We start from the raw sequence: 12,798 nt of genomic DNA, 5'->3' as shown, positions 1-12,798 counted from the left end.
CACTGACAGCGGGCCCGGTGAGGGAGCACCGGGGGCCGGACGTGCCGGGGCCCGGACACCACGTGCGATGTCCGGGCCCCGGCGTACAGACGGAAGGCGGCGGTCCTACAGACCGGCCGCCGCGCGCAGCGCGTCCACGCGGTCGGTGCGCTCCCAGGTGAAGTCGGGAAGCTCACGGCCGAAGTGGCCGTAGGCCGCGGTCTGGGCGTAGATCGGGCGGAGCAGGTCGAGGTCGCGGATGATCGCGGCCGGGCGGAGGTCGAAGACCTCGCCGATGGCGTGCTCGATCTTCTCGGTGTCGACGGCGGCGGTACCGAACGTCTCGACGAAGAGCCCGACCGGCTCGGCCTTGCCGATGGCGTACGCGACCTGCACCTCGCAACGGGCGGCGAGGCCCGCGGCGACGACGTTCTTGGCGACCCAGCGCATGGCGTACGCGGCCGAGCGGTCGACCTTCGACGGGTCCTTGCCCGAGAAGGCACCGCCGCCGTGGCGGGCCATGCCGCCGTAGGTGTCGATGATGATCTTGCGGCCGGTCAGACCGGCGTCGCCCATCGGGCCACCGATCTCGAAGCGCCCGGTCGGGTTGACCAGCAGCCGGTAGCCGTCGGTGTCCAGCTTGATGCCGTCCTCGATCAGCTGGGCGAGCACGTGCTCGACGACGAACTCGCGGATGTCGGGCGCGAGCAGCGAGTCGAGGTCGATGTCGCTGGCGTGCTGCGAGGAGACGACGACCGTGTCGAGACGGACGGCCTTGTCGCCGTCGTACTCGATGGTGACCTGGGTCTTGCCGTCGGGGCGCAGGTACGGGATGGTCCCGTTCTTGCGGACCTCGGAGAGCCGGCGGGAGAGCCGGTGCGCGAGGTAGATCGGGAGCGGCATGAGCTCGGGCGTCTCGTCGCAGGCGTAGCCGAACATCAGGCCCTGGTCGCCGGCGCCCTGCTTGTCGAGCTCGTCCTCATCGCCCTCGACCCGCTTCTCGTACGCGGTGTCGACACCCTGCGCGATGTCGGGAGACTGCGCCCCGATGGACACCGAGACACCGCAGGAGGCGCCGTCGAAGCCCTTCTTGGAGGAGTCGTAGCCGATCTCGAGGACCTTGTTGCGTACGAGGGTCGGAATGTCGGCGTAGGCCTTGGTCGTGACCTCACCCGCAACATGCACCAGACCGGTGGTGATCAAGGTCTCAACGGCGACACGGGACCTGGGGTCCTCGCGGAGCAGCGCGTCGAGAATGGTGTCGCTGATCTGGTCAGCGATCTTGTCGGGGTGACCCTCGGTGACGGACTCCGAGGTGAAGAGACGGCGGGACACATCGCTCCCTGGGGTTGCAGCGGCTGCTGGCTGATCATTTGGCGGACGGCCGGGAGCTGCGCCCGGCATGGTCCGGCCCCAGTTTATCCGTCGCTTTCGTTCGGCGGACAACATGTCTCGCCCTTTGGGAGTTCTGTGACCTGAGGCACGGCCCGCCGACGCGGGCCGATCACCCTTGGAGCATGCCGTTTACGCCCATATTTCAAGGGTTTCGGCCCGGTCTCGGCATGACACAAGAATTTCATCCGAGGCGCGACGACACGAGATCCCAGACCGTGTCGGCGAGTGCCTCCTTGGGTCCGTGGGGCACCTGGGTCTCACCGCCGTCGGCCGCGAGCACGACCGCCTCGTTCTCCTCGGACCCGAAGGTCCGGCGCTCCCCCACCTCGTTGACGACGAGGAGATCGCAGCCCTTGCGGCGGAGCTTCTCCCGGCCGTTGGCGAGGACGTCGTCGGTCTCGGCGGCGAATCCGACGACGATCTGCTCCGGCCGGGCGCGTTCGCCGGCCACCTCGGCGAGGATGTCGGGGTTGCGGACGAGCGTGAGGGGTGCGGGCTCCTGGCCGTCCTTCTTCTTGATCTTCCCCGTGGCGTACTCGGCGGGGCGAAAGTCGGCGACCGCCGCCGCCATCACGACCACGTCGGCGTCCGCGGCGGCCTTCAGCACGGCCTCGCGGAGCCGCACCGCGGTCCCCGCGTGCAGGACGTCGGCGCCGGCCGGGTCGGGCAGGCCGGTGTTGGCCTCGATGAGGGTGACCCGGGCGCCGCGGGCGACCGCGGTACGGGCCAGGGCGTAGCCCTGCTTGCCGGAGGAGCGGTTGCCGAGGTAGCGCACCGGGTCGAGCGGCTCGCGCGTACCGCCCGCGCTGATGACCACATGGCGGCCGGCCAGGTCGGCCTCGACGGGCCCGCGGGCCAGCACCCGGCGGCAGACCTCGAAGATCTCCCCGGGATCGGGCAGCCGGCCCTTGCCGGTGTCGACGCCGGTGAGCCGGCCGACGGCGGGCTCGATGACGACGGCGCCCCGGCGGCGCAGGGTGGCGACGTTCTCCTGGGTGGCGGGGTGCTCCCACATCTCGGTGTGCATGGCGGGCGCGAAGACGACCGGACAGCGAGCGGTGAGGAGCGTGTTGGTGAGCAGGTCGTCGGCGAGACCGTGGGCCGCCCTGGCGAGCATGTCGGCGGTGGCGGGGGCGACGACCACCAGATCGGCGCCCTGCCCGATCCTGACGTGCGGCACCTCGTGGACGTCGTTCCAGACCTCGGTGGACACCGGGTGGCCGGAGAGCGCCGACCAGGTGGCCGCTCCCACGAAGTGCAGCGAGGACTCGGTCGGCACGACGCGCACGTCATGACCGGACTCGGTCAGTCGGCGCAGCAGTTCGCACGCCTTGTACGCGGCGATGCCCCCGCTGACTCCCAGAACGACCTTCGGCTTGTCCACTGCGTCTCCCCGCACTCGGATACGAACACCCCCATGCTGCCTCACCGCACCCGGTCCGATGCTGTCGCCCCGGACACACCTCAGGCCCGGCAGCCGTGGCCGCCGGGCCTGAGGTGAAGGTGCAATTCCTGCTTACTGCGCGGGGCCCTCGATGGCCTCGGAGGTGAGCAGGCCCGCGTTGATCTCGCGGAGCGCGATCGAGAGCGGCTTCTCGTGCACGTGGGTGTCGACGAGCGGACCGACGTACTCCAGGAGACCCTCGCCGAGCTGCGAGTAGTACGCGTTGATCTGACGGGCGCGCTTGGCGGCGTAGATCACGAGGCTGTACTTCGAGTCGGTGGCCTCGAGGAGCTCATCAATCGGCGGGTTGATGATGCCCTCGGGCGTGGTGATGGAAGAGGACACTCTCTGCCTTCCGAAGGGGGTAAAGATCAAGGAGATCCTTGACGGTGCGGAGTTCCGCGGTGATGTGCGTGCCGACTTCGTCAGCCGTTGTGCGTCAAACTTGTGCGTCAGTCGCTGTCGGCACGGTGGCCGCAAGCCTCCAGCATCAAGGCTAGCAGCTCACGGGCCACATCCTCGACGGAGGTGTTGACCAGCGTCGTGTCGAACTCGGACTCGGCGGCCAGTTCGATCTTGGCGGCGGCGAGCCGGCGCTCGATCACCTCGGGCGCCTCGGTCCCGCGGCCGGTGAGCCGGCGGACCAGCTCGTCCCAGCTCGGCGGGGCCAGGAAGACCAGCTGCGCGTCCGACATCGACTGCCGGACCAGCCGGGCGCCCTGGAGATCGATCTCCAGCAGCACCGGCTCGCCCGCCTCCAGGCGGTCGAGCACGGCGCGGCGGGGCGTGCCGTAGCGGTTGCCCGCGAATTCGGCCCACTCCAGCAGCTCGCCGTTGGCGATCAGCTTGTCGAACTCCTCGTTGTCCACGAAGAAGTAGTGGACACCGTTGCGCTCGCCGGGGCGCGGCTTGCGGGTCGTCGCCGACACCGAGAGCCAGACCTCGGGGTGGACCTTGCGCATATGAGCGACGACCGTGCTCTTGCCGACCCCGGAGGGGCCGGAGAGCACGGTCAGCCGCGGACGTACGTCCGGGGGTACGGGGGACGTCCCCCGGGATGTTGCAGCCATGGAGCGATTATCCAGGTTCTCAGGAGTGCCTGAGAACGTCAGGCGGCGCTGCCGCCGAACTCACGCTCCAGGGATGCGATCTGGTTGGAGCCGAGACCCCGGACCCGGCGGCTCTCGGAGATGCCGAGCCGCTCCATGATCTGCTTGGCGCGGACCTTGCCCACGCCCGGCAGGGACTCCAGGAGGGCGGAGACCTTCATCTTGCCGATGACGTCGTTCTCCTGGCCCTGCTTGATGACCTCGTGGAGGGAGGCGCCGGAGTGCTTGAGTCGATTCTTGACCTCGGCCCGCTCCCGGCGAGCCGCGGCGGCCTTTTCGAGCGCGGCTGCGCGCTGTTCAGGGGTAAGGGGCGGAAGAGCCACGCCTACGTCACCTCGGATGTCGATCTGTCGGATACGGACCGGTGAGGAAGCTGAACGCTCCACACCAGGTGAGCGACGGACAACTTGTGTACGTCGGCTCTCGACGGAGACTAGCGGCCAAGGCCGCCCGAGTCAGCGAGAACCAACGAAAAGTCCTGGTCAGCCTTGGCCGACCAGGACATTTCAGGCATATCTACCGAGTTTTTTGGTCAGGAAAGAGTCAACACCCTGTTACGTGGCATAGTCACCTACCCGCCACGGCTGCCCGGATCTCGTCCGTGAGCCGCTCGGCGGCCTCGCGCAGCCCTGCCATGTCCGGCCCCTGGCTCAGGACGCCGCGGCTCACGCTGGGCACCACATTGCCCACCGAGGCGCCGAACACACCGGGCAGATCCGCGGGTGTCGCGCCCTGCGCCCCGATCCCGGGAGCGAGCAGCGGGCCGTTGATCGCCAGGTTCGCCCCCGCGTCCCCGAGCGTGGCTCCGACCACCGCGCCGACGGAGCCGAGCGGGGTCATGCCCTCGTTCTCGGCGGCCATGTGGTCGAGCATGAGCTGGGCCAGCGAACGGCCGTCGGCGGCGGTGGCGCGCTGCACCTCGGCGCCCTCCGGGTTGGAGGTGAGGGCGAGCACGAAGACGCCCGCGCCGGAGAGGACCGCCGCGTCGAGCGCCGGGCGCAGCGAGCCGAAGCCGAGGTACGGCGAGACGGTGACCGCGTCCGAGAACAGCGGCGAGTCCTTCTCCAGGTAGGTCGCCGCGTAGGCGCCCATGGTGGAGCCGATGTCCCCGCGCTTGGCGTCCATCAGCACCAGCGTGCCGGCCGCCCGCGCCTCCTCGACCGCCTTCTCCAGGACGGCGATGCCGCGGGAGCCGAAGCGCTCGAAGAACGCGGACTGCGGCTTGAGCACGGCGACCCGGTCGGCCAGTGCCTCGACGACCGTACGCGTGAAACGTTCGAGCCCGGCGACGTCGTCGTTCAGGCCCCAGGCGGTGAGCAGCGAGGCGTGCGGGTCGATACCGACGCACAGCGGCCCACGGGTGTCCATGGCGCGGCGCAGGCGCGCGCCGAACGGTTCGGGGCTCATGCGGTGGCCTTCCTGGTTTCTGCGCCGACGGCTTCGGCGAGGGTGGCGTACGGGGACGCGGCCAGGCGTGCGGCCAGGCCCTTGTGGATCGCGCGGGCGTAGAACGGCCCCTCGTAGATGAAGGCGCTGTAGCCCTGGACGAGCGTGGCGCCCGCGAGGATGCGCTGCCAGGCGTCCTCGGCGTTCTCGATGCCGCCGACGCCGACCAGGGTGATCCGGTCGCCCACCCGCGCGTAGAGGCGGCTCAGGACCTCCTGGGAGCGTGCCTTGAGGGGCGCTCCGGAGAGCCCGCCGGTCTCCCCGGTCAGGGACAGCGCGGACTTCAGGCCGAGGCTGTCGCGGGCGATGGTGGTGTTGGTCGCGATGATGCCGTCCAGACCCAGCTCGACCGCGAGATCGGCGACTGCGTCGACGTCCTCGTCCGCGAGGTCCGGCGCGATCTTGACGAGCAGCGGGACCCGCCGCCCGGTGACGGTCCGGTCGGCCGCCTCGCGCACGGCGCCGAGCAGGGGCCGCAGCGCCTCGGTGGCCTGGAGGTTGCGCAGCCCCGGGGTGTTGGGCGAGGAGACGTTGACGACCAGGTAGTCGGCGTGGGCGGCAAGGCGCTCGGTGGACTTCACGTAGTCGCCGGCCGCTTCGGCCTCCGGCACGATCTTCGTCTTGCCGATGTTGACGCCGACCGTGGTCCGGAAGACCGGCCTGCGGGCGGCCAGCCGCGCGGCGACGGCCGCGGAGCCCTCGTTGTTGAAGCCCATGCGGTTGATCAGCGCGCGGTCCGCGACGAGGCGGAAGAGGCGCTTCCTGGGGTTGCCGGGCTGCGGCTCGCCGGTGACCGTACCGATCTCGATGTGGTCGAAGCCGAGCATCGACATGCCGTCGATCGCGACGGCGTTCTTGTCGAAACCGGCGGCGAGGCCGAAAGGGCCGTGCATCCGCAGGCCGAGGGCCTCGGTGCGCAGCTCCTTGTACCGGGGCGCGAGCACGGCGGCGACGAAGGTGCGCAGTACGGGGATGCGGGCGGCGAGGCGGATCCACCGGAAGGCCAGATGGTGGGCCTGCTCCGGGTCCATCCGCTTGAAGACCAGCCGGAAGAAGAACTTGTACATCGGGAGTGTCCTCACAGAGAGGGGGACACCGTTTCCGGTGTCCCCCTGCCGGTCTGCTAGTCGCGGGCCGCGGTCAGATGTTCCGCGTGTTCCTGGAGGGACCTGACGCCGACGCCTCCGTGGGTGAGCGCGTCGATGCCCTGGACGGCGGCGGCGAGCGCCTGGACCGTCGTCAGGCACGGCACCGACCGGGCCACGGCCGCGGTGCGGATCTCGTAGCCGTCGAGGCGGCCGCCCGTTCCGTACGGCGTGTTGACGATGAGGTCGACCTCGCCGTCGTGGATCAGCTGGACGATGGTCCTCTCGCCCTGCGGGCCCACGCCCTCGGACTGCTTGCGCACGACGCGAGCGTTGATGCCGTTGCGCTTGAGGACCTCGGCGGTGCCGGAGGTGGCGAGCAGCTCGAAGCCATGGGCGACGAGTTCGCGCGCCGGGAAGATCATCGAGCGCTTGTCGCGGTTGGCGACCGAGATGAAGGCGCGGCCCTTGGTGGGCAGCGGCCCGTAGGCGCCGGCCTGCGACTTGGCGTACGCCGTGCCGAAGACCGAGTCGATGCCCATGACCTCGCCGGTGGAGCGCATCTCCGGGCCGAGGACGGTGTCGACGCCGCGGCCGTGGATGTCGCGGAAGCGCGACCACGGCATGACGGCCTCCTTGACGGAGATCGGCGCGTCCATCGGGAGGGTGCCGCCGTCGCCGTTCGCCGGGAGCAGGCCCTCCGCGCGCAGCTCGGCGACGGTCGCGCCCAGCGAGATGCGGGCGGCGGCCTTGGCGAGCGGGACCGCGGTCGCCTTCGAGGTGAAGGGGACGGTGCGCGAGGCGCGCGGGTTGGCCTCCAGGACGTAGAGGATGTCGCCGGAGAGCGCGAACTGGATGTTGATCAGCCCGCGTACGCCGACGCCCTTGGCGATGCCCTCGGTGGAGGCCCGCAGCCGCTTGATGTCGTGGCCGCCGAGCGTGATCGGGGGCAGCGCGCAGGCGGAGTCGCCGGAGTGGATGCCGGCTTCCTCGATGTGCTCCATCACGCCGCCGAGGTAGAGCTCGGTGCCGTCGTAGAGCGCGTCGACGTCGATCTCGATCGCGTCGTCGAGGAAGCGGTCGACCAGGACCGGCCGGGTGGGGCTGATCTCGGTGGACTCGGCGATGTACGAGGAGAGCCGCGCCTCGTCGTACACGATCTCCATGCCGCGGCCGCCGAGCACGTAGCTGGGGCGTACGAGGACGGGGTAGCCGATCTCGTCGGCGATGGCCTTGGCCTCGTCGAAGGTGGTGGCCGTGCCGTGCTTCGGGGCCGGGAGCCCGGCCTCGGCCAGGACGCGGCCGAAGGCGCCGCGGTCCTCGGCAGCGTGGATGGCCTCCGGGGACGTGCCGACGACCGGCACGCCGTTGTCCTTGAGCGCCTGCGACAGGCCCAGCGGGGTCTGGCCGCCGAGCTGGACGATGACGCCGGCGACCGGACCGGCCAGGGTCTCCGCGTGCACGATCTCCAGCACGTCCTCGAGCGTCAGCGGCTCGAAGTACAGGCGGTCGGAGGTGTCGTAGTCGGTGGAGACGGTCTCCGGGTTGCAGTTGACCATCACGGTCTCGTAGCCCGCGTCGCTCAGCGCGAAGGAGGCGTGGACGCAGGAGTAGTCGAACTCGATGCCCTGGCCGATGCGGTTGGGGCCGGAGCCGAGGATGATCACCGCGGGCCTGGTGCGGGACGCGACCTCGCTCTCCTCGTCGTAACTGGAGTAGAAGTACGGCGTCTTCGCGGCGAACTCGGCGGCGCAGGTGTCGACCGTCTTGTAGACCGGGCGGATACCGAGCGCGTGCCGCACCTCGCGCACGACGTCCTCGCGCAGGCTGCGGATGTCGGCGATCTGCGCGTCGGAGAAGCCGTGCCGCTTGGCCTCGGCGAGCAGCTCGGGGCCGAGCTTGTCGGCGGCGGCGAGCTCGTCGGCGATCTCCTTGATCAGGAAGAGCTGGTCGACGAACCAGGGGTCGATCTTCGTGGCGTCGAAGACCTCTTCCTGGGTGGCACCGGCCCGGATCGCCTGCATGACGGTGTTGATCCGGCCGTCGGTCGGGCGGACCGCCTCGGCCAGCAGCTCGGCCTTGTCGCCGGGCTCACCGGTGAAGGAGAACTGCGAGCCCTTCTTCTCCAGCGAGCGCAGCGCCTTCTGGAGCGCCTCGGTGAAGTTCCGGCCGATCGCCATGGCCTCGCCCACCGACTTCATGGTGGTGGTGAGGGTGGAGTCGGCGGAGGGGAACTTCTCGAAGGCGAACCGCGGAGCCTTGACGACGACGTAGTCGAGGGTCGGCTCGAAGGAGGCCGGGGTCTTCTCGGTGATGTCGTTGGGGATCTCGTCGAGCGTGTAGCCGACGGCCAGCTTGGCGGCGATCTTGGCGATCGGGAAGCCGGTGGCCTTCGAGGCGAGCGCCGAGGAGCGGGAGACGCGCGGGTTCATCTCGATCACGATGACCCTGCCGTCGGCCGGGTCGATGGCGAACTGGATGTTGCAGCCGCCGGTGTCGACGCCGACCTCGCGGATGATCGCGATGCCGATGTCGCGCAGCCGCTGGTACTCGCGGTCGGTGAGCGTCATCGCCGGGGCGACGGTGATCGAGTCGCCCGTGTGGACGCCCATCGGGTCGAAGTTCTCGATGGAGCAGACGACCACGACGTTGTCGTTCTTGTCGCGCATCAGCTCCAGCTCGTACTCCTTCCAGCCGAGGATGGACTCCTCAAGGAGCACCTCGGTGGTCGGCGACAGCGTGAGGCCCTGTCCGGCGATCCGGCGCAGCTCGTCCTCGTCGTGCGCGAAGCCGGAGCCGGCGCCGCCCATGGTGAAGGACGGGCGGACGACGACGGGGTAGCCGCCGAGGGTGTCGACGCCCTTGATGACGTCGTCCATGGAGTGGCAGATGACCGAGCGGGCGGACTCGCCGTAGCCGATCTTCGCCTTGACGGCCTCGACGACGCCCTTGAAGAGGTCGCGGTCCTCGCCCTTGTTGATGGCCTCGACGTTGGCGCCGATGAGCTCGACGCCGTACTTCTCCAGGACACCGTTCTCGTGCATGGAGATCGCGGTGTTGAGCGCGGTCTGGCCGCCCAGGGTCGGGAGCAGCGCGTCGGGGCGCTCCTTGGCGATGATCTTCTCGACGAACTCGGGGGTGATCGGCTCGACGTACGTGGCGTCGGCGATCTCCGGGTCGGTCATGATCGTCGCCGGGTTGGAGTTCACCAGGATGACGCGCAGGCCCTCGGCCTTGAGTACGCGGCAGGCCTGGGTTCCGGAGTAGTCGAACTCGGCGGCCTGGCCGATGACGATCGGGCCGGAGCCGATGACCAGGACGGACTGGATATCGGAGCGCTTAGGCACGCTGGCCCTCCATCAGGGAGACGAAACGGTCGAAGAGGTACGCGGCGTCGTGCGGGCCCGCGGCTGCTTCGGGGTGGTACTGGACGCTGAAGGCCGGCTGGTCGAGGAGCTGGAGCCCCTCGACGACCTGGTCGTTCAGGCAGACGTGGGAGACCTCGGCGCGGCCGAACTTCGTCTCGGACACCTTGTCGAGCGGGGCGTCGACGGCGAAGCCGTGGTTGTGCGCGGTGACCTCGACCTTGCCGGTCGTTCGGTCCTGCACGGGCTGGTTGATGCCGCGGTGGCCGTACTTCAGCTTGTAGGTGCCGAAGCCGAGGGCGCGGCCCAGGATCTGGTTGCCGAAGCAGATGCCGAAGAGCGGGGTCTTCCGCTCCAGGACGCCCTGCATGACGGAGACCGGGTGGTCGGCGGTGGCCGGGTCGCCGGGGCCGTTGGAGAAGAACACGCCGTCGGGCTCGACCGCGTACACCTCCTCCAGGGTGGCGGAGGCGGGCAGCACGTGCACCTCGATGCCGCGCTCGGCCATCCGGTGCGGGGTCATGCCCTTGATGCCGAGGTCGATCGCGGCGACGGTGAACTTCTTGGTGCCGATGGCGGGGACGACGTACGTCTCCTTGGTGGCGACCTCGGCGGAGAGGTCGGCGCCCACCATCTCGGGGGCCTGCTGGACGCGGGCCAGCAGCGTGGCCTCGTCGGCGACAGCGTCACCGGAGAAGATGCCGACGCGCATGGCGCCACGCTCGCGCAGGTGGCGAGTGAGCGCGCGGGTGTCGATGCCGCTGATGCCGACGACGCCCTGGCGTTCCAGCTCCTCGTCCAGCGAGCGCCGGGAGCGCCAGTTGGAGGGCACCCGGGCGGGGTCGCGGACGACGTAACCGGAGACCCAGATCCGTCCGGACTCGGGGTCCTCGTCGTTCACCCCGGTGTTCCCGACGTGCGGGGCGGTCATCACGACGACCTGGCGGTGGTACGAGGGGTCGGTCAGCGTCTCCTGGTAGCCGGTCATGCCGGTGGAGAAAACCGCCTCGCCGAAGGTCTCCCCCACGGCCCCGTAGGCGCGGCCGCGGAAGGCGCGGCCGTCCTCCAGGACGAGTACGGCGGGAGCCTTGGCGGCTCCCCGGGTGGAGATCGTCATCGTGCGGTGCCTTCCGTAGTGCTGGTGAGTTGGTTGATGGCCTCGATCCAGGCCGGGTGCTCGGCCGAGCGGTCGGAGCGGAAGCCGGAGTCGATCAGCTTGTCGCCGTGCGCCCAGGTGATGATCAGCAGGCCGCCCTCGGGGAGGACCTTGCCGGCGATGCCCTTGTCGAGCCGGGCCTCGCGCAGTGCGGCGGCCGTCACGAAGAAGTCGGCCGCCCCGGGGCGTACGACGTCGAGGCCCTCACCGGTCAGGGTGAGCTCGACGCGGCTGCGGGTGCCGAGGCCGTGGGCGACGATCCGGTCGAGCCATTGCCCGGCAGTGGTCGAGGCGTGGTACCGGCCGGTCAGCGTGAGCAGCTTCTCGCCGTCCGCGAACCCTTCGGGGGTGGAGTCGAGTTCCGGCAGGTCGGACTGGAGGCTGCCGCGCCACTTCCATCCCTGGCGCATCAGCCAGTAGACGAAGGCGATCAGGACGAGCAGTCCGACGACCCAGCTGATCCGGGCGGACCAGTCGGTCACCTCGGCCGACTTCTGCTCGGCAGCGAGCTGGTACAGGGGGATGAGTGATGTCACGCGAGCTTCCCGTCGACGACCGTTGCACGGCCCCGCAGGAAGGTGTGGGTGACTCGGCCCGGCAGCTCGCGCCCCTCGTACGGAGTGTTGCGGCTGCGGGAGGCGAAGCCCGCGGGGTCCACGACACCACGGTAAGCCGGATCGACCAGGGTGAGGTTGGCGGGTTCGCCCGCCGAGACCGGCCGGCCGTGTCCGTCGAGGCGGCCGATGGCGGCCGGGCGGAACGACATCCGGTCGGCGACCCCCGCCCAGTCGATCAGTCCGGTGTCGACCATCGTCTGCTGGACCACGGACAGAGCGGTCTCCAGGCCCACCATGCCCATGGCGGCGGCAGCCCACTCGCAGTCCTTGTCCTCGTGCGGGTGCGGGGCGTGGTCGGTGGCGACGCAGTCGATGGTGCCGTCGGCCAGCGCCTCGCGCAGGGCCATGACGTCGGCCTCGGTGCGCAGCGGTGGGTTCACCTTGTAGACCGGGTCGTAGGACCGTACGAGCTCGTCGGTGAGGAGCAGGTGGTGCGGGGTGACCTCGGCGGTGACGCTCCAGCCCTTGGACTTGGCCCAGCGGACGATCTCGACGGAACCGGCGGTCGACAGGTGGCAGATGTGCACCCGGGAGCCGACGTGGGCGGCGAGCAGGACGTCGCGGGCGATGATCGACTCCTCGGCGACGGCGGGCCAGCCGCCGAGACCGAGTTCGGCGGAGACGACGCCCTCGTTCATCTGGGCGCCCTCGGTGAGGCGGGGCTCCTGGGCGTGCTGGGCGACGACGCCGTCGAAGGCCTTCACGTACTCCAGCGCGCGGCGCATGATCACCGCGTCGTCGACGCACTTGCCGTCGTCGGAGAAGACCTTCACTCCGGCGGCCGAATCGTGCATGGCGCCGAGCTCGGCCAGCTTCTTGCCCTCCAGGCCGACCGTGACGGCGCCGATCGGCTGCACGTCGCAGTAGCCGGACTCCTTGCCGAGCCGCCAGACCTGCTCCACGACACCGGCGGTGTCGGCGACCGGGAAGGTGTTGGCCATGGCGTGGACGGCGGTGAAGCCGCCGACGGCCGCCGCCTTCGTCCCGGTGAGGACGGTCTCGGAGTCCTCGCGGCCGGGCTCGCGCAGGTGGGTGTGGAGGTCGACCAGGCCGGGGAGCAGGATCCGGCCCTCGGCCTCGACGACGGTCGCGTCACCGGCGTCGAGGCCGGTGCCGACCGCGGCGATGGTCTCGCCGTCGATGAGGACGTCCTGGGGTTCGCCGCCGAGGATCTTCGCGCCGCGGATAAGGATCTTGCTCAT

11 protein-coding genes are annotated in these 12,798 nt (G+C 70.1%); all 11 read right to left on the bottom strand.

Annotation, left to right across the window (positions count from 1 at the left end):
• Nucleotides 1-105: 105 nt before the first annotated feature.
• On the bottom strand, nucleotides 106-1,314 hold the full coding sequence (metK, locus tag OG611_RS20240; RefSeq protein ID WP_266422003.1) for a methionine adenosyltransferase: 1,209 nt from the start codon (nucleotides 1,312-1,314) through the stop codon (nucleotides 106-108).
• Between the two features lie 241 nt (nucleotides 1,315-1,555).
• Nucleotides 1,556-2,758 carry a bifunctional phosphopantothenoylcysteine decarboxylase/phosphopantothenate--cysteine ligase CoaBC gene (gene coaBC, locus OG611_RS20235; RefSeq protein ID WP_266422001.1) on the bottom strand — a complete coding sequence of 401 codons (1,203 nt, stop codon included), beginning with the start codon at nucleotides 2,756-2,758 and terminating at the stop codon, nucleotides 1,556-1,558.
• 132 nt (nucleotides 2,759-2,890) lie between these two features.
• On the bottom strand, nucleotides 2,891-3,163 hold the full coding sequence (rpoZ, locus tag OG611_RS20230; protein ID WP_003970369.1) for a DNA-directed RNA polymerase subunit omega: 273 nt from the start codon (nucleotides 3,161-3,163) through the stop codon (nucleotides 2,891-2,893).
• Nucleotides 3,164-3,270: 107 nt separating this feature from the next.
• Entirely contained in the window at nucleotides 3,271-3,888 is a 618-nt protein-coding gene (gene gmk / locus OG611_RS20225) for a guanylate kinase (protein ID WP_266421998.1), read from the bottom strand.
• A 38-nt stretch (nucleotides 3,889-3,926) separates the two neighbouring features.
• Nucleotides 3,927-4,250 carry an integration host factor gene (locus OG611_RS20220; protein ID WP_014157387.1) on the bottom strand — a complete coding sequence of 108 codons (324 nt, stop codon included), beginning with the start codon at nucleotides 4,248-4,250 and terminating at the stop codon, nucleotides 3,927-3,929.
• Nucleotides 4,251-4,494: 244 nt separating this feature from the next.
• On the bottom strand, nucleotides 4,495-5,334 hold the full coding sequence (gene pyrF, locus OG611_RS20215; RefSeq protein ID WP_266421996.1) for an orotidine-5'-phosphate decarboxylase: 840 nt from the start codon (nucleotides 5,332-5,334) through the stop codon (nucleotides 4,495-4,497).
• Nucleotides 5,331-6,440, bottom strand: coding sequence for a quinone-dependent dihydroorotate dehydrogenase (locus OG611_RS20210; protein WP_266421993.1), 1,110 nt, complete (start codon nucleotides 6,438-6,440; stop codon nucleotides 5,331-5,333). Before OG611_RS20210 ends, pyrF begins: the two co-directional genes overlap by 4 nt.
• Before the next feature lie 56 nt (nucleotides 6,441-6,496).
• Nucleotides 6,497-9,805: a carbamoyl-phosphate synthase large subunit gene (gene carB, locus OG611_RS20205; protein WP_266421990.1), complete on the bottom strand. Its 3,309-nt coding sequence runs from the start codon at nucleotides 9,803-9,805 to the stop codon at nucleotides 6,497-6,499.
• Nucleotides 9,798-10,940 (bottom strand): glutamine-hydrolyzing carbamoyl-phosphate synthase small subunit, encoded by a 1,143-nt coding sequence (gene carA / locus OG611_RS20200; protein WP_266421987.1) that lies wholly within the window; start codon nucleotides 10,938-10,940, stop codon nucleotides 9,798-9,800. The genes carB and carA overlap by 8 nt, the downstream gene beginning before the upstream one ends.
• Nucleotides 10,937-11,515 (bottom strand): hypothetical protein, encoded by a 579-nt coding sequence (locus OG611_RS20195; RefSeq protein ID WP_266421984.1) that lies wholly within the window; start codon nucleotides 11,513-11,515, stop codon nucleotides 10,937-10,939. The genes carA and OG611_RS20195 overlap by 4 nt, the downstream gene beginning before the upstream one ends.
• Nucleotides 11,512-12,798 carry a dihydroorotase gene (locus OG611_RS20190; RefSeq protein ID WP_266421981.1) on the bottom strand — a complete coding sequence of 429 codons (1,287 nt, stop codon included), beginning with the start codon at nucleotides 12,796-12,798 and terminating at the stop codon, nucleotides 11,512-11,514. The genes OG611_RS20195 and OG611_RS20190 overlap by 4 nt, the downstream gene beginning before the upstream one ends.

Origin of the sequence: Streptomyces sp. NBC_01363 (genome assembly GCF_026340595.1) — a bacterium.
In the GTDB taxonomy this organism is placed as follows: Bacteria; Actinomycetota; Actinomycetes; order Streptomycetales; family Streptomycetaceae; genus Streptomyces.
The sequence above is the reverse complement of the archived record's forward strand: the minus strand, read 5'-3'. Positions and strand labels throughout refer to the sequence as shown.

Coding starts and splice junctions, on each gene's coding strand:
- carA (WP_266421987.1), bottom strand. CDS start 10,940: ATGACGATCTCCACCCGGGGAGCCGCCAAGGCTCCCGCCGTACTCGTC.
- gmk (WP_266421998.1), bottom strand. CDS start 3,888: ATGGCTGCAACATCCCGGGGGACGTCCCCCGTACCCCCGGACGTACGT.
- pyrF (WP_266421996.1), bottom strand. CDS start 5,334: ATGAGCCCCGAACCGTTCGGCGCGCGCCTGCGCCGCGCCATGGACACC.
- OG611_RS20210 (WP_266421993.1), bottom strand. CDS start 6,440: ATGTACAAGTTCTTCTTCCGGCTGGTCTTCAAGCGGATGGACCCGGAG.
- OG611_RS20190 (WP_266421981.1), bottom strand. CDS start 12,798: ATGAGCAAGATCCTTATCCGCGGCGCGAAGATCCTCGGCGGCGAACCC.